This is a genomic window from Pantoea sp. WMus005 (assembly GCF_013415305.1).
In the GTDB taxonomy this organism is placed as follows: Bacteria; Pseudomonadota; Gammaproteobacteria; order Enterobacterales; family Enterobacteriaceae; genus Pantoea; species Pantoea rara.
In genome coordinates, this window is record NZ_JACBXU010000002.1 from 35,379 (window position 1) to 51,070 (window position 15,692).

Annotated in this window: 15 protein-coding genes; 10 read left to right on the forward strand and 5 right to left on the reverse strand. The window is 54.5% G+C overall.

The genetic code is table 11. The features are described from left to right. Positions 1–21: 21 nt before the first annotated feature. On the reverse strand, positions 22–543 hold the full coding sequence (gene zur, locus HZZ01_RS10540; protein WP_179897200.1) for a zinc uptake transcriptional repressor Zur: 522 nt from the start codon (positions 541–543) through the stop codon (positions 22–24). Positions 544–992: 449 nt separating this feature from the next. On the opposite strand from zur, the gene HZZ01_RS10545 reads away from it, so the two are divergent. The 3 genes from HZZ01_RS10545 to pspG all read left to right on the forward strand — a co-directional run bounded on the left by HZZ01_RS10545 (position 993) and on the right by pspG (position 3,788). Continuing rightward, a complete protein-coding gene (locus HZZ01_RS10545; RefSeq protein WP_179897202.1) occupies positions 993–2,243 on the forward strand; it encodes a conjugal transfer protein TraF in 1,251 nt (416 codons plus the stop codon). 106 nt (positions 2,244–2,349) lie between these two features. Continuing rightward, the gene (gene dusA, locus HZZ01_RS10550; protein WP_179897204.1) at positions 2,350–3,342 is read left to right on the forward strand and encodes a tRNA dihydrouridine(20/20a) synthase DusA; all 993 of its coding nucleotides are present in this window, start codon (positions 2,350–2,352) and stop codon (positions 3,340–3,342) included. Between the two features lie 179 nt (positions 3,343–3,521). Further along, complete coding sequence (gene pspG, locus HZZ01_RS10555) at positions 3,522–3,788, forward strand: envelope stress response protein PspG (protein ID WP_179897206.1); 267 nt, start codon at positions 3,522–3,524, stop codon at positions 3,786–3,788. Positions 3,789–3,999: 211 nt separating this feature from the next. Here the strand turns inward: pspG and HZZ01_RS10560 are convergent, their stop codons facing one another. Further along, positions 4,000–4,983, reverse strand: a complete 984-nt coding sequence (locus HZZ01_RS10560) for a quinone oxidoreductase (RefSeq protein WP_179897208.1) — start codon at positions 4,981–4,983, stop codon at positions 4,000–4,002. Positions 4,984–5,079: 96 nt separating this feature from the next. Between HZZ01_RS10560 and dnaB the strand changes: the two genes are divergently transcribed. The 6 genes from dnaB (at position 5,080) to HZZ01_RS10590 (ending at position 10,046) form a co-directional block, all read left to right on the forward strand. Further along, on the forward strand, positions 5,080–6,486 hold the full coding sequence (gene dnaB / locus HZZ01_RS10565; RefSeq protein WP_003855755.1) for a replicative DNA helicase: 1,407 nt from the start codon (positions 5,080–5,082) through the stop codon (positions 6,484–6,486). A gap of 129 nt (positions 6,487–6,615) precedes the next feature. After that, entirely contained in the window at positions 6,616–7,095 is a 480-nt protein-coding gene (locus tag HZZ01_RS10570; RefSeq protein WP_179897210.1) for an Lrp/AsnC family transcriptional regulator, read from the forward strand. Positions 7,096–7,335: 240 nt separating this feature from the next. After that, positions 7,336–7,950: a YitT family protein gene (locus HZZ01_RS10575; protein WP_179897212.1), complete on the forward strand. Its 615-nt coding sequence runs from the start codon at positions 7,336–7,338 to the stop codon at positions 7,948–7,950. Between the two features lie 39 nt (positions 7,951–7,989). Further along, a complete protein-coding gene (locus HZZ01_RS10580; protein WP_179897823.1) occupies positions 7,990–9,183 on the forward strand; it encodes an amino acid aminotransferase in 1,194 nt (397 codons plus the stop codon). Positions 9,184–9,303: 120 nt separating this feature from the next. After that, positions 9,304–9,723 carry a secondary thiamine-phosphate synthase enzyme YjbQ gene (locus HZZ01_RS10585; protein WP_179897214.1) on the forward strand — a complete coding sequence of 140 codons (420 nt, stop codon included), beginning with the start codon at positions 9,304–9,306 and terminating at the stop codon, positions 9,721–9,723. Further along, on the forward strand, positions 9,723–10,046 hold the full coding sequence (locus tag HZZ01_RS10590; RefSeq protein WP_003855748.1) for an MmcQ/YjbR family DNA-binding protein: 324 nt from the start codon (positions 9,723–9,725) through the stop codon (positions 10,044–10,046). The genes HZZ01_RS10585 and HZZ01_RS10590 overlap by 1 nt, the downstream gene beginning before the upstream one ends. Positions 10,047–10,098: 52 nt before the next feature. Here HZZ01_RS10590 and HZZ01_RS10595 read toward each other — a convergent pair whose 3' ends face one another. Next, positions 10,099–11,163 (reverse strand): NAD(P)-dependent alcohol dehydrogenase, encoded by a 1,065-nt coding sequence (locus tag HZZ01_RS10595; RefSeq protein WP_136197603.1) that lies wholly within the window; start codon positions 11,161–11,163, stop codon positions 10,099–10,101. Between the two features lie 233 nt (positions 11,164–11,396). Then, entirely contained in the window at positions 11,397–14,225 is a 2,829-nt protein-coding gene (uvrA, locus tag HZZ01_RS10600) for an excinuclease ABC subunit UvrA (protein WP_179897215.1), read from the reverse strand. Between the two features lie 223 nt (positions 14,226–14,448). Between uvrA and ssb1 the strand changes: the two genes are divergently transcribed. After that, positions 14,449–15,009 (forward strand): single-stranded DNA-binding protein SSB1, encoded by a 561-nt coding sequence (gene ssb1, locus HZZ01_RS10605; protein WP_090963699.1) that lies wholly within the window; start codon positions 14,449–14,451, stop codon positions 15,007–15,009. 70 nt (positions 15,010–15,079) lie between these two features. Here ssb1 and HZZ01_RS10610 read toward each other — a convergent pair whose 3' ends face one another. Next, positions 15,080–15,601: an isochorismatase family protein gene (locus HZZ01_RS10610; RefSeq protein WP_179897218.1), complete on the reverse strand. Its 522-nt coding sequence runs from the start codon at positions 15,599–15,601 to the stop codon at positions 15,080–15,082. Positions 15,602–15,692: the final 91 nt, after the last annotated feature.

The following is a 15,692-nucleotide window of genomic DNA, read 5'->3' on the forward strand; positions in this document are numbered from 1 at the left end:
AATCGCACAAGGATGTGCCATTTACCCGCGTTTTCCCCGCTTTTTCCCATCATCCTGGTGATCATGTTCGCAGCTCTCTTGGTGCGTACAGGCTTCAACCGCAGCACAACTTTCACATAACCCATGCGCTTCAATCACGCTGTGGCGTAATGTAAACTGCGCCTCACCTGCCAGCGTCGTAATAATCTTCTCCACACCTTGTGCCTGTTTCTCTGTAACAGCAGCACAGCGGTCACAGACCAGCATCACCGACGTATGGGCTGGCGCTTCAAAGTGATGACACATGACGTAGCTGTTATTGGATTCCACCCGATGAATGAAACCCTGCTCCAGCAGGAAATCCAGCGCACGATAGACCGTGGGCGGCTTGGCCTGAGGTTCACTGACGCGAAGTTGATCCAGCAAATCATAGGCGCTGATTGAGCCGGGCTGTTCGGCCATCAGGCGCAATACTTCAGCACGCTGCGAAGTCAGACGCACACCGCGTTGCAGGCACATTTTTTCGGCCTGAATCAAAATTTGCTGTGACGTCATGTTGGTCATGAAAATACTCCGCTGGATAAGTGATGTTATTTTATCACACAAAGTTTCGCGATGCTGAAGTTGGTATTGTTTGAAAAATCAGCATTACTTACCTGATAAAGCAGCATAATCAGAGTTTAACCCGTCTTTTATCTCAAATATGACGACGAATCAGATCCACCCTGAATCGACCTGAAGCGGAATTTGTTGGCCTTTTGCTTTGCATCTCACTGAGTTAAGAAGTAATGTTCAGAAAGACTTAAGAAAAGTCTGGCATTATTTGAAATATCACGGCGCAGTTTGAACAATTACAATGATTTTTTGATTGGAAAACGTCCAATCCCTTGAACTAAGACACTGTTTCCTTTGAATTCACAGCAATAACGCGTTAGCCAGGGTTCACAATAGGGCTAACAAACTATTCAGTCGTTGAATGTTTCAATGACAATTTCTCAGGTGATGGCAGGCAAATGGTGAAAAAATCCGCTCAACGTTCAGCGCTGAAGTACTCCGCTGTAGTGACCGCGCTTTTCCTTTCTTCTTCCGCCATGGCGGCAGGGACCTGGTATGATGCACGTAATGACGCAATGGGCGGCACCGGCGTCGCATCTTCTCTCTATGGCTCCGCAGTGCTGGCAAACCCGGCATTGATGACGCGCGCCAAACCCGACGATAACGTCAGCATTATTATTCCCTCGGCAGGTATTCAGGTTACTGACAAAGATAAGCTGCTCGATAAAGTCGATGATATTTCGGACACCGTGGATCGCTACCGCACGGTACTGGGTAACTTTACGGCAGCGGATTTTTTCCGTGGCTATCCTGAACTGCGCGCCGCCTCTGGCGATGTCGCCAACAGGCTAAGCGATTTGCGCGGTAATAAAGCCGACGGCAGTGCGGGCGCTGCGGTTGCGGTTACCATTCCCAATGAGACCCTGCCTTTCGCCTTTATCACCAAAGCCTACGGTACCGCGCATGTCCGCGCTAACGTAGTACAGGGTGATATCGACTACCTGCGCGGTGTTGCTAATGGCACGGTTTTCCCACGTCCGGGCGATCAAAATAATCTTCGCTCCAGTGCGAATGGTTTAGCGGCACTCACCACCGATTATGGCGTTGCGGTGGCGCATGAGTTCACCATCGCCGGTCAGCCCGTATCGGTAGGCGTGACGCCAAAAGTGCAGAAAACCTGGCTCTATAACTACACCGCCAGCATCTACAATTACGACAAGAACGACATCAACAATAGTCAGTATCGCAGTACCGACACCGGCTTTAACGTTGATGCCGGTCTGGCGACCACCTTTGCTGAAAACTGGACGCTGGGTGTCACCGGACAGAACCTGGTGTCGCGCGATCTGCAGACCAAAGAGGTCAATGGTTTCCGCGACACCTACCAGATTCGCCCGCTGGTCACCACCGGCCTGTCCTGGGATAAAGGTCCGTTTACCGTGACGGGCGATGTGGATCTGACTGAGACTAAGCGCTTCAAAACCCAGGATAACAGCCAGTATGCGGGTGTGGGCGCGGAATACCGCGTACTTGACTGGCTGCAGCTGCGTGGCGGTTATCGTGCAGACATGCGTTCTCACGACGAGAATGTTGCCACGGCCGGTTTCGGTCTGTCGCCGTTTAACAAAGCCGTCCATCTGGATCTGGCGGGCTCTGTGGGTGCTAACAACACCTGGGGCGCGATGATGCAGCTCGGCTTTAACTTCTAAGCGCGTTATTCAGGCGGTTCAGGGGCGGGCGATGCACTATCGCCCGCCCTTGTGTTATCCTTGCACAGAATTCCATCACCTTTAATTACCGGATTGTCTGCGCTTCATGCCTAATTTCTCTTCGCAACGCTTCTCTATCGCCCCCATGCTCGACTGGACCGATCGTCACTGTCGCTATTTTCATCGTCAGCTGACCGGTGACACGCTGCTCTACACCGAAATGGTGACCACGGGCGCGATCATTCATGGCAAAGGGGATTACCTGGCTTACAGTGAGGCTGAACATCCCGTCGCCTTACAGCTTGGCGGAAGCGATCCGGCGGCACTGGCGGAGTGCGCGAAGCTGGCAGAGCAGCGCGGCTACGATGAAGTAAATCTTAACGTCGGCTGTCCCTCTGATCGTGTGCAGAATGGCCGTTTCGGCGCTTGCCTGATGGCCGAGGCGAATCTGGTCGCGGATGCCATTAAGGCGATGCGCGACGTGGTCTCCATTCCGGTCACGGTGAAAACCCGCATCGGTATTGATGAGCTGGACAGCTATGAATTCCTGACCGATTTTATCGGCACAGTGGCGGGACGCGGTGAGTGCGAGACATTTATCATCCATGCGCGTAAAGCGTGGCTCTCCGGCCTCAGCCCCAAAGAGAACCGCGAAATTCCACCGCTGGATTATCCCCGCGTCTATCAGCTGAAACGCGATTTTCCCCATCTGACCATCGCGCTTAATGGCGGCGTGAAAACGCTGGAAGAGGCACAGACTCATCTGCAGCACCTCGATGGCGTGATGATGGGACGTGAAGCCTATCAAAACCCTGGCATTCTGGCGCAGGTCGATCAGACTTTGTTTGGACGTGAGCATCCGGCGGCTAATCCGGTGGAAGTGGTACGCGCCATGTATCCCTATATAGAAGCGGAACTGGCGAAGGGCACGTATCTGGGACACGTTACACGGCATATGCTGGGCCTGTTCCAGGGTATTCCGGGCGCCCGTCAATGGCGACGCCACCTGAGTGAAAACGCCCACAAGCCGGGTGCTGATGTTCGTGTGCTGGAAGCGGCGCTCGCGCTGGTAGCGGATAAGATCCCACAGGAAGCGTGATCCGTCATTCAACGCTGAAAAACCAGCCCTCAAGGCTGGTTTTTTTTACGCCACGATATGGTTTTTTTCGCCAGGTTGCCATGCCGCTCTTGAATTATTTCAACTTAAAATCAATCAGTTAATGGTTGGCACGCTTCTTGTAATAACTACAGCAATCGATCTCAAAAAGGAGCGCTGACGTGGAAATATTATTCGTATTAGGGTTTTTCCTGATGCTGTTGCTGACCGGCGTTTCGCTGATTGGCGTGCTGGCGGCACTGGTCGTCGCCACCATTGTAATGTTTGTCGGTGGACTGTTCGCAATTGTTATCAAGGTGTTGCCGTGGCTGGTGCTGGCGGTGATCGCTGTGTGGCTACACCGGGCCTTTTTTGGCGACAGCGATGCGCGAGCGCGTCGTAAGCTGAGGCGTAAGATCAACAGGTTAGACCGCAAAGGCTGGCGCTAAATGCGGTAGCGATCACAGTGTGAGAGATTGCTCAGTGCTGAACTGCAATTAAACATATTTTTTACTTATGTTTTCTGGCAGGATGCCTGTCGTCAAATCGATGTGCCATCGACTCGACATGAATTCATCGCCGCTGTCCCTACACCAGCGCGAACAAAAAATAAAAAAAAGAAGAGGGCTTCCCACGGGAAGCCCTTTTTGCTGACTGCGATTACGGAATTAACAGGCAGGATCCCTGCGTGGCGCGGCTCTCCAGCATCTGGTGTGCCCTGCTGGCCTCTTTCAGCGCAAACTTCTGCTGCTCTGGCACATCCACTTTGATTGCGCCACTCGCCAGCAGCGAAAACAGCTCGGCGCTGGCGGTTTCCAGCTCCTGACGGTTGGTGACATAACCAAACAGTGAAGGACGGGTCACAAACAGCGAGCCTTTCTTATTCAGAATGCTGAGATCAATGCCGGTCACCGGACCCGAAGCATTACCAAAACTCACCATCAGGCCATGACGGCGCAGTGAGTCCAGCGACGCTTCCCAGGTATCTTTGCCCACGGAGTCATACACCACTGCCACTTTTTTCCCTGCCGTCAGTTCGCTGACGCGCTGAGCAATATTCTCTTGGCGATAGTTAATGGTCGCCCAGGCACCGGCATTCTTCGCCATTGTGGCTTTTTCTGCTGAGCCCACGGTGCCGATCAAATGTGCACCCAGCGCTTTTGCCCACTGACAGGCGATTAACCCGACGCCGCCAGCGGCCGCATGAAACAGGAAGGTCTCACCGGCGCTGATTTTATAGGTCTGGCGCAGCAGATATTGCGTGGTCAGTCCTTTCAGAAAGCTGGCTGCACCCTGCTCAAAGCTGATTGCTTCCGGAAGATGCATCAGGCGATCTTCCGCTACGTTGTGCACGTCGCTATAAGCGCCCATAGCCGCCATGCAGTAGACCACGCGATCGCCGGGTTTAAACAGGGTCACACCACGGCCCACCCGCGACACGACACCCGCGGCTTCCGTCCCCAGACCAGAGGGGAAATCGGCAACCGGATAAAGTCCGCTGCGAACATAAGTATCGATGTAATTAATCCCGATAGCGCGATTCTCAACCTGCACTTCATGTTCGGCGGGGTCAGCAGGTTCAAAATCTGTCCACGCTAAAACGTCCGGGCCGCCATGTGCGCTGAACTGAATACGCTTTGCCATTCTGACTCCTGTGATTGTTTCATCATGAGGGTGAGGCACGCACCCCAACTAAGGTATACTTGCGCGTCCCCACAGAAGATCGGTAATGCATTCACTATGGCAGGAAATAAACCCACCAACAAATCGAACGAAACGCAGGATCGCCAGCTCGCAGGCGTGAAAATGCCCCCGCATTCTCTGGAAGCGGAGCAGTCGGTGCTCGGTGGGTTAATGCTGGATAACGAGCGCTGGGATAACGTCTCCGAGCGCGTCGTCGCGAATGACTTTTACAACCGCTCGCATCGGCTGATTTTTTCCGAGATGCAGCGGCTGCTGGAAAACAGCAAACCCATTGACCTGATTACGCTCTCCGAATCGCTGGAAACGCGTGGCGAACTGGAGATGGCGGGCGGCTTCGCCTATCTGGCTGAGCTGGCGAAAAACACCCCAAGCGCGGCGAACATCGGCGCTTATGCCGATATCGTGCGTGAGCGGGCGGTGGTGCGTGAGATGATCTCCGTCGCCAACCAGATTGCCGATGCCGGTTATGATCCGCAGGGACGTAACAGCGAAGAGCTGCTCGACTTCGCGGAGTCGAACGTCTTTAAAATTGCGGAAGCGCGCGCGGATAAAGATGCTGGTCCAAAAAACATTGAGCAGATTCTGGAATCGACCGTTTCCCGTATTGAATCGCTCTATCAGACTCCGCACGATGGTGTCACTGGCGTTGATACCGGCTATCAGGATCTGAATAAAAAGACGGCGGGGCTGCAGGGCTCTGACCTGATTATTGTCGCTGCACGTCCCTCGATGGGTAAAACCACCTTTGCGATGAACCTGTGCGAAAACGCCGCCATGCTGCAGGAGAAGCCGGTGCTGATCTTCAGTCTGGAAATGCCCAGCGAGCAGATCATGATGCGTATGCTGGCTTCGCTCTCCCGCGTCGATCAGACCCGCATCCGAACCGGACAGCTGGATGATGAGGACTGGGCGCGAATCTCCGGCACCATGGGCATCCTGCTTGAGAAGAAGAACATGTACATTGATGACTCTTCTGGCCTGACGCCTACCGAAGTGCGTTCGCGTGCCCGGCGCATCTACCGTGAAAACGGTGGATTAAGCATGATAATGATCGACTACCTGCAGCTGATGCGCGTTCCGGCGCTGTCGGACAACCGTACGCTGGAAATTGCGGAGATCTCCCGCTCGCTGAAAGCGCTGGCCAAAGAGCTGAATGTGCCGGTGGTGGCGCTGTCACAGCTTAACCGCTCACTGGAACAGCGTGCCGATAAACGTCCGGTCAACTCGGATCTGCGTGAATCAGGCTCGATCGAGCAGGATGCGGATTTGATCATGTTTATCTATCGCGATGAGGTTTACCACGAAAACAGCGATCTCAAAGGGATCGCCGAGATCATTCTGGGTAAGCAGCGTAACGGTCCGATCGGTACAGTACGGCTGACATTCAACGGTCAGTGGTCGCGCTTTGATAACTACGCTGGCCCGCAATACGACGACGAATAATCCCCGGTTTGTGCTGTCATGCACGATCTGTGCATGACAGCCCCCATCATCAGAAAATAGTGTTGGACAACCTCTCGGGTTATCGGGTTATCTGTAACAAAGCGACGCCCATCACGCTGTGGAAACGGAATGACTCACGTAGACGATTACGACCTTAAAATCCTGACTTTACTCCAATCTAACGGCCGTCTGACCAATCAGGAACTCAGCGATCTGGTCGGCCTTTCCGCCTCACAATGTTCCCGCCGCCGTATCAATCTGGAACAGGCTAATCTCATCCTGGGCTATCACGCCCGGTTGTCGCCAGATGCGATCGGGCTTGGCATGGTGGGATTAATTGAGGTGCGCTTAATCAACCACACCGCCGAATATGTTGAGAGCTTTCACCGCATGGTGGAGCAGGAGCAGGCAATCGTGGATGCCTATAAAACCACTGGCGATGCTGACTATCTGCTCAAAGTAGCGGTAGCCGATCTCAATTCGCTCAGTGCGTTAATCAGCCAGTTAGTCGCGGGCCACCAGAGTGTTTCCCATGTGAAAACCTCGGTGGTGTTGGGACGAATGAAAGAGAACGGGCTGATGATGATGCCTGAGAAGAAGACGCGCTAAAAAGGTGCGCATTGTGTGGTTTTGGTGCACAATTTCGCTAATAAATGCAAACAACGCGCATGATGAGGGACTTTAACGCATGGATTAACGGTGTCGGCCGAAATTTATGCACAAAGTTACTTTAAAAGCGCCTTGGATATCAACAGGATATCGCTGGCGCCGGCTTTACAGCAGTTCAATGGTGTGGCGATGGTCTGTTTTTTGCATCTGAACCGCATCATTTGCACTGAGAAAACCCCCATGGATAACATCGCAGAACCCTCCCGCGTCCCGCATTCACGCATTGAAGATGCGCTGGCGATGGTGCTTGGCACCCTGATGGTCTCGTTCGGCGTTATTATGCTGAAACAGGCGGGCGCGCTGACCGGCAGCACCGCAGGTATCGCCTTTCTGATCAGTTATCTCTCGCCGCTTTCGTTTGGCAGCACGTTCTTCCTGATCAATATCCCTTTTTACTGGCTGGCGGTAAAACGCATGGGCTGGGAATTTACCCTGAAAACCTTCTGCGCTGTCGGGCTGGTGTCGCTGTTCACCCAGCTGCACCCGCTGTTCGTCCACTTTTCTGACGTTAACCCCTTCTATGCGACACTGTTCGGTAACGTCATCATGGGAATCGGGTTTATAGTGTTATTTCGTCATAAGGCGAGCCTGGGCGGCATCAATATTCTGGCCCTGTGGCTACAGGATCGCTTTGGGATCCGCGCGGGTAAGCTGCAAATGGCGGTTGATACCTGCGTCGTGCTGGCGTCACTGTTTGTGGTGAGTGGCCCCATCCTGCTCGCGTCGATTGCAGGTGCGGTGATCCTGAATCTGATTATTGCAATGAACCACCGTCCGGGACGCTATCGGGTTTAACCGCTTCTATCCTCTGGACCAATCATGGAGACCTACACCGTGTTTCAAAACGTCGATGCCTATGCTGGCGATCCGATTCTGTCGTTGATGGAAGCCTTCAAACAAGACCCACGCGAACACAAAGTTAACCTGAGTATCGGGCTCTATTACGATGAAAAGGGCATTATTCCGCAGCTAAAGGCCGTAGCGGCTGCCGAAGAACAGCTCTATGCTGAGCCGCATCAGGCATCGCTCTATCTGCCAATGGAAGGGCTGAACAGCTACCGTAATGCGATTGCACCGCTGCTGTTTGGTGCCGACCATCCGGTGTTAAAGGCGGGCCGTATTGCGTCGATTCAGACGCTGGGTGGTTCTGGCGCGCTGAAAGTGGGTGCGGATTTCCTGAAGCGCTACTTCCCGCAGTCTGCGGTCTGGGTCAGCGATCCGACCTGGGAAAACCACGTCGCGATATTTAATGGCGCAGGTTTTGATGTCAATACCTATCCCTGGTATGACGCTGAGACGCACGGTGTGCGGTTTGATGCCTTTATCAGCACCCTGAAAACCCTGCCAGCGCAGAGCATCGTGCTGCTGCATCCCTGCTGTCATAACCCGACCGGCGCTGATCTGACTGATGCGCAGTGGGATCAGACCATTGAGGTGCTGAAAGCACAGCAACTGATTCCTTTCCTGGATATCGCCTATCAGGGCTTTGGTGCCGGTATGCAGCAGGATGCCTATGCACTGCGTGCGGTTGCGGCGGCGGATTTGCCTGCGCTGGTCAGCAACTCCTTCTCCAAAATCTTCTCGCTCTATGGTGAGCGCGTGGGCGGTCTTTCCATCGTCTGTGACAGCGCCGAAGAGTCAGCACGCGTGCTGGGTCAGTTAAAAGCCACCGTTCGCCGCAATTATTCCAGCCCGCCTAACTTTGGTGCACAGGTTGTTGCGCGCGTGCTCAACGATGAGTCACTGAAAGCCAGCTGGCTGGCTGAAGTCGAAGAGATGCGTCTGCGTATTCTCGCGATGCGTCAGTCGCTGGTGGACGTGCTGAGTACCGCTCTGCCAGGTAAAAACTTCGACTATCTGCTGAAGCAGCGTGGCATGTTCAGCTATACCGGCCTGAGTGCGCAGCAGGTCGATCGTCTGCGTAACGAATTTGGCATCTATCTGGTGGGCAGCGGTCGCATGTGTGTGGCCGGTCTGAACAGCAAAAACGTGCATCAGGTCGCTGAAGCGTTTGCCGCCGTGATGTAACGGCAGGCAGGCTGTAAAAAAACCGTCAGGGTTCTCTCTGGCGGTTTTTTTATGGGTCAGGGTTTACCTTTCAGCGACATGCTGCACACTTAAACGGGATAACCGTTTCAGGAATAAGCTATGTGGCATCAACAAACTATTACGCTGAGCGCGAAGTCGCGTGGGTTTCATCTGGTCACCGATGAGATTGTTAACGCGCTCACAGGACTGCGTGATATCAAAACCGGTCTGCTGCATCTGCTGTTACAGCACACCTCGGCGTCGTTAACCTTAAACGAGAATTGCGACCCGACAGTGCGTAGCGACATGGAGCAGCATTTCATGCGGCACGTGCCGGAAAATGCGCCTTATCAGCACGACTACGAAGGGCGTGATGATATGCCAGCGCACATCAAATCTTCGACCTTAGGGGTTTCGTTGTTATTACCGGTTCAGCGGGGACGTCTGGTGCTGGGCACCTGGCAGGGTATCTGGCTGGGCGAGCATCGCATTGAGGGCGGTGCCAGGCGGATTGTCGCCACTTTACAAGGGGAAGCGTAATGAATAACTCAGACTTACTGACCTATTGCATGAGTAAGCCGGGCGCGGAGCAAAGCGTACACAGTGACTGGAAGGCCACACAGATTAAAAGCAACGGCGTGCTGTTTGCGATGGTGCATGAGGCAAAAGGGCGGCCAGCGGTCTCGCTGAAATCGACGCCGGCGCTGGCCGAGTTACTGCGTGAAGAGCATAGCGACATCATTCCCAGTGAGCATCTGAACAAGTCACACTGGAGCACGCTGTTCCTGGACGGTTCGCTGAAAGATTCGCAGATCTACTATCTGGTCGATGCCTCATTCCAGCAGGTTGCAGCAGCCCGATAAACGGCAATAAAAAACCCTCCTGCCAAAGCAAGAGGGTTTCAGATCGGACAGTTTACGCGGCAGGTTGCTCGCGCAGGGTGTTGATGTCGATAACAAAGCGGTATTTCACATCGCTTTTCAGCATGCGCTCATAGGCTTCGTTAATTTGATCCATCGCGATCAGTTCGATGTCTGATGTAATGCCGTGTTCACCACAGAAATCAAGCATCTCCTGGGTTTCTGCGATGCCACCAATCAGTGAGCCTGCGATGCTGCGACGCTTGAAGATCAGGTTAAACACTTGTGGTGCAGGGTGATCGTGCTCCGGTGCGCCAACCAGCGTCATGTTGCCATCCAGCTTCAGCAGGGTGATGAACGGGTTGAGATCGTGCTGAGCCGCGACAGTATTCAGAATGAAGTCAAAGCTGTTCGCGTGCTGCGCCATCTGCTCCGGATCTTTGGAGATGACGACTTCATCTGCACCCAGACGTTTGCCATCTTCAATTTTGGATGGCGAGGTGGTGAACAGCACCACATGTGCACCCATGGCATGCGCGATTTTCACGCCCATATGGCCCAGGCCGCCTAAACCGACGATACCCACTTTCTTACCAGGACCGACATTCCAGTGACGCAGTGGCGAATAGGTGGTGATACCGGCACACAGCAGCGGTGCAACACCCGCCAGCTCCAGGTTCTCCGGAATGCGCAGCACAAAACCTTCATCAACCACCATCGACGTTGAGTAACCGCCGTAAGTAATGGCGCCGGTTTCGCGATCTTCACCGTTATAGGTGCCGACAAAGCCATTTTCGCAATACTGCTCCAGACCCTGCTGACAGCTCGGACAACTGCGGCATGAATCGACCATACAGCCCACGCCGACCAGATCGCCGACCTTGTATTTCTGCGTCTGCGGACCAACGGCGGTCACGCGACCAACAATTTCATGACCCGGAACTACAGGGAAAATGGTGTTTTTCCACTCATTACGGGCCTGGTGCAGGTCTGAGTGGCAAACGCCACAGAACAGCACTTCAAGCTGAACGTCATGGGCGCGCAGCTCACGCGGCTTAAAATCGAACGGTGCCAGTTTGGATTTTGCATCCTGAGCAGCATACGCATGCGTAATATTCATGGTGTCTCCAGTTTCGATGTGTCGTGAGTGTTATTCGATGAAGTGCAGCAGCGTTGAGGTGCTGCGAAAACAGGGCGACGTCAGAGACGTGCCAAAGAGGAACCGCTTAAGGATAGTCAGCGTGGGGAAAAGCGTATATGCCTATACATGTCTGAATCTTGCCTGATTCTGCATTTCTCTGGCTGAATCGGCAGAGGAGCGTAAAAGGCCCGCGCGTGGCGGGCCTGAGAGAATTACTGCTGTAACAGGGGTTTCAGGAAGCGCGCGGTATGTGATTTTTCACAGTCCGCCACGGTTTCTGGCGTACCCGACACCAGGATTTCACCGCCGCCGCTGCCGCCTTCCGGACCGAGATCCACAATCCAGTCTGCGGTTTTAACCACATCGAGGTTGTGCTCAATCACCACGATGGTGTTGCCCTGATCGCGCAACTTATGCAGCACTTCCAGCAACTGCTGGATATCGGCAAAGTGCAGTCCGGTGGTCGGCTCATCCAGAATGTAGAGCGTCTGACCGGTGCCACGCTTCGACAGCTCACGCGCCAGCTTCACACGCTGGGCTTCACCGCCGGAAAGGGTCGTGGCGGACTGACCGAGACGAATGTAGGTGAGACCCACATCAATCAGCGTCTGTAACTTACGCGCCAGTGCAGGCACAGCATCGAAGAACTCACGGGCCTCTTCGATGGTCATCTCCAGCACTTCATGAATGCTCTTGCCTTTGTACTTCACTTCCAGTGTTTCACGGTTATAGCGTTTGCCTTTGCACTGGTCGCACGGCACATAAATGTCCGGCAGGAAGTGCATCTCGACTTTCAGCACGCCATCACCCTGACAGGCTTCACAGCGTCCGCCACGTACGTTAAAGCTGAAGCGACCCGGATTGTAGCCGCGCGAACGCGCTTCCGGCACGCCCGCAAACAGTTCTCGCACCGGCGTGAAGATGCCGGTGTAAGTCGCTGGGTTGGAGCGCGGTGTACGACCAATCGGGCTCTGGTCGATGTCGATCACTTTGTCGAAGTGCTCCAGTCCCGCTACCTCACGGTAAGGTGCGGGTTCGGCGATGGTCGCGCCGTTCAGCGCCCGCTGGGCAATCGGGAAGAGCGTATCGTTGATCAGGGTCGATTTACCCGAGCCTGAAACACCGGTGATACAGGTGAACAGCCCGACCGGCAGCGTCAGCGTGACATCTTTGAGGTTGTTGCCGCGTGCGCCGGTAATCTTCAGCACTTTGGCCGGATCGCCTTTGACACGTTCCTCAGGCACCGCAATACCCCGCTTGCCGCTCAGGAACTGGCCGGTCAGTGACGCCTCTTCCGCCATGATCTGATCGACGGTACCTTCAGCTACTACCTGGCCGCCATGTACGCCTGCACCCGGACCGATATCGATCACATGATCAGCGGCACGAATCGCATCTTCATCATGCTCAACTACAATCACGGTGTTACCGAGGTCTCGCAGATGAATCAGGGTACCAAGCAGACGTTCGTTGTCGCGCTGATGCAGACCGATTGAAGGCTCATCCAGCACATACATTACACCAACCAGGCCAGCACCGATCTGGCTGGCCAGACGGATACGCTGCGCTTCACCGCCGGAAAGGGTTTCAGCAGAGCGTGACATCGACAGGTAGTTCAGGCCGACGTTAACCAGGAAACTCAGGCGATCGCCAATTTCTTTCAAAATCTTCTCGGCGATCTGCGCACGCTGGCCGCTGAGTTTCATGTTTTCAAAGAAGGACATCGCATGGCCGATGCTCATCTCAGAGATGGTCGGCAGCGTGGTGTTCTCCACGAAGACGTGACGCGCTTCACGACGCAGACGGGTGCCTTCACAGCTGGCACAGGCGCGGTTGCTGATAAATTTCGCCAGCTCTTCACGTACCGCTGAGGACTCGGTCTCTTTATAGCGGCGCTCCATGTTATTGAGCACGCCTTCAAACGGATGACGGCGAACCGACGTATCGCCGCGATCGTTGATGTACTTAAATTCGATGCTCTCTTTACCTGATCCGTACAGAATCACTTTCTGCACGTTTTCAGGCAGGCTGCCGAACGACGCTTCGATGTCAAAATCGAGGTGTTCCGCCAGCGAACGCAGCATCTGGAAGTAGTAGAAGTTGCGGCGATCCCAGCCACGAATTGCGCCGCCCGCCAGCGAAAGATCGGGATTCTGCACCACGCGGTCAGGATCGAAATATTGCTGTACGCCCAGGCCGTCGCAGGTTGGACAGGCGCCTGCCGGGTTATTAAACGAGAACAGGCGCGGCTCCAGCTCGCTCATGCTGTAACCACAGATTGGGCAGGCGAAGTTAGCCGAGAAGAGTAACTCGTCTGCGGCGCTGTCATCCATGTCCGCCACGATAGCCGTGCCGCCGGAAAGCTCCAGCGTGGTTTCAAACGATTCCGCCAGACGGGTCGCCAAATCGTCACGCACTTTAAAGCGGTCGATTACGACTTCGATGGTGTGCTTCTTCTGCAGCTCAAGTTTCGGCGGATCGGAGAGGTCACACACTTCGCCATCGATACGGGCACGTATATAGCCCTGCGTCGCCAGATTCTCCAGTGTCTTGGTGTGCTCACCCTTGCGATCTTTTACGACCGGTGCCAGTAGCATCAGGCGACGGCCTTCCGGCTGGGAAAGCACCTGATCCACCATCTGGCTCACGGTCTGCGCCGCCAGCGGTACATCATGATCCGGGCAGCGCGGTTCGCCTACGCGGGCAAACAGCAGACGCAGATAATCGTGAATCTCAGTGATGGTTCCCACGGTCGAACGTGGGTTATGCGAGGTGGATTTCTGTTCGATGGAAATGGCGGGCGACAAACCTTCGATATGATCGACGTCCGGCTTTTCCATTAACGAAAGAAACTGGCGCGCATACGCAGAGAGCGACTCTACATAGCGGCGCTGACCTTCCGCATACAGCGTATCAAACGCCAGTGAGGATTTACCTGAACCTGACAGGCCGGTCACCACAATGAGTTTGTCGCGTGGGATGGTCAGGTTGATGTTTTTCAAATTATGGGTGCGGGCACCACGAACTTCGATCTTATCCATTCACCTTTCCCGGATTAGCAGCACTCACCGCGCCTTGCCGACACGGCCAGAATAACGTGTCATTATGGCACAAAAAATAGACTGAATAAATATCCAGTACTCTTGGCCTCCTGAGCGCTAAGGATTAAAACTGGAACCCCGCTCGAAAGTGGGAAACAGACCGCAGGACGTGTTAGAATTGATGGATTAGACTGTATGCATTAACTCATCGGGAGACAGCAACATGGCCAGTCGTGGCGTTAACAAAGTGATTCTTGTCGGGAATCTGGGTCAGGATCCGGAAGTACGTTACATGCCAAATGGTGGCGCTGTTGCCAACATTACGCTGGCTACTTCTGAAAGCTGGCGCGACAAGCAGACCGGTGAAAACAAAGAGATCACCGAGTGGCACCGTGTGGTGCTGTTTGGCAAACTGGCTGAAGTTGCAGGCGAATACCTGAAAAAAGGGTCGCAGGTCTACATTGAAGGCCAGCTGCGCACCCGTAAATGGCAGGATCAGGGCGGCCAGGAACGTTACACCACCGAAGTTGTGGTTAACGTTGGTGGCACCATGCAAATGCTGGGTGGCCGTCAGCAGGGCGGTAACGCCGGTGCTGGTGCGCCAGCAGGTGGCGGCGCGCAGGGCGGTGGCAACAATGGCTGGGGTCAGCCGCAGCAGCCGCAGGGCAACAACAACCAGTTCAGTGGCGGCGCGCAGTCTCGTCCGCAGCAGCAGCCACAGAGCGCGCCGGCCAGCAACAACAACGAACCACCAATGGATTTCGACGACGATATTCCATTCTGATTACGTTGGCCAGAGAGTGCAAAAAAGCCCGCTTATGCGGGCTTTTTTTATGCGCGGCTTTCGCGACCTGTTATGACCATTCTGCCAGAATGGCCTCCGTGCTCAGCACGCGCGGCACGTTGCCGGGTATCTGCAGTGAAGCCCAGACCTCATTGTGCTGGTTAATCAGCGCTTCGGCGCTGACCCAGCGGCGATCTGCCGTCGTGTGCGCATCAGCGGCAACGGTAATGGCATAGCCCGCACTGGCCCCGACTTTTATCGTGGTATCCAGACAATAGTCGGTGGCACAGCCACACACCACAAACTCCTCAACCGCCAGACGCTTTAACAGCGCGGCCAGCTCCGTTTGCCAGAAGCTGTCGCAGGCGGTTTTAGTGACATAATGCGCGCCATCGGGCTGAGCGATTTCCGGCAGCAGATCAAACGCGTCATTACCCTCGCACATCGCGCCTTCGCGGTGCCGGACAAATATGGTGATCTCAGCGCGTTCAGTCAGCCGGTTAATCTGTGCAATCCGTCCCGCTGTGTCGAAGCGTGGCGAGCTGAACACCCCATTCTGCATATCTATAACCAATACCACGCGCTGTGCCATGCCTGCTCCCATCACTCAGAAAAAAACAGTGTCACCCGCGGCGTTATGGATAGCAATCTTTTGCATTTTCACCCCGGTCGCAGGCATCCTG

What these genes read in the sequence shown, in the direction of transcription:
- HZZ01_RS10595 (WP_136197603.1), bottom strand. Translation starts at nt 11,163, where the DNA reads ATGAATATTACGCATGCGTATGCTGCTCAGGATGCAAAATCCAAACTG.
- uvrA (WP_179897215.1), bottom strand. Translation starts at nt 14,225, where the DNA reads ATGGATAAGATCGAAGTTCGTGGTGCCCGCACCCATAATTTGAAAAAC.
- HZZ01_RS10570 (WP_179897210.1), top strand. Translation starts at nt 6,616, where the DNA reads ATGACTCACGTAGACGATTACGACCTTAAAATCCTGACTTTACTCCAA.
- HZZ01_RS10590 (WP_003855748.1), top strand. Translation starts at nt 9,723, where the DNA reads ATGAATAACTCAGACTTACTGACCTATTGCATGAGTAAGCCGGGCGCG.
- zur (WP_179897200.1), bottom strand. Translation starts at nt 543, where the DNA reads ATGACCAACATGACGTCACAGCAAATTTTGATTCAGGCCGAAAAAATG.
- HZZ01_RS10560 (WP_179897208.1), bottom strand. Translation starts at nt 4,983, where the DNA reads ATGGCAAAGCGTATTCAGTTCAGCGCACATGGCGGCCCGGACGTTTTA.
- HZZ01_RS10610 (WP_179897218.1), bottom strand. Translation starts at nt 15,601, where the DNA reads ATGGCACAGCGCGTGGTATTGGTTATAGATATGCAGAATGGGGTGTTC.
- HZZ01_RS10545 (WP_179897202.1), top strand. Translation starts at nt 993, where the DNA reads ATGGTGAAAAAATCCGCTCAACGTTCAGCGCTGAAGTACTCCGCTGTA.
- HZZ01_RS10575 (WP_179897212.1), top strand. Translation starts at nt 7,336, where the DNA reads ATGGATAACATCGCAGAACCCTCCCGCGTCCCGCATTCACGCATTGAA.
- dnaB (WP_003855755.1), top strand. Translation starts at nt 5,080, where the DNA reads ATGGCAGGAAATAAACCCACCAACAAATCGAACGAAACGCAGGATCGC.
- dusA (WP_179897204.1), top strand. Translation starts at nt 2,350, where the DNA reads ATGCCTAATTTCTCTTCGCAACGCTTCTCTATCGCCCCCATGCTCGAC.
- ssb1 (WP_090963699.1), top strand. Translation starts at nt 14,449, where the DNA reads ATGGCCAGTCGTGGCGTTAACAAAGTGATTCTTGTCGGGAATCTGGGT.
- HZZ01_RS10585 (WP_179897214.1), top strand. Translation starts at nt 9,304, where the DNA reads ATGTGGCATCAACAAACTATTACGCTGAGCGCGAAGTCGCGTGGGTTT.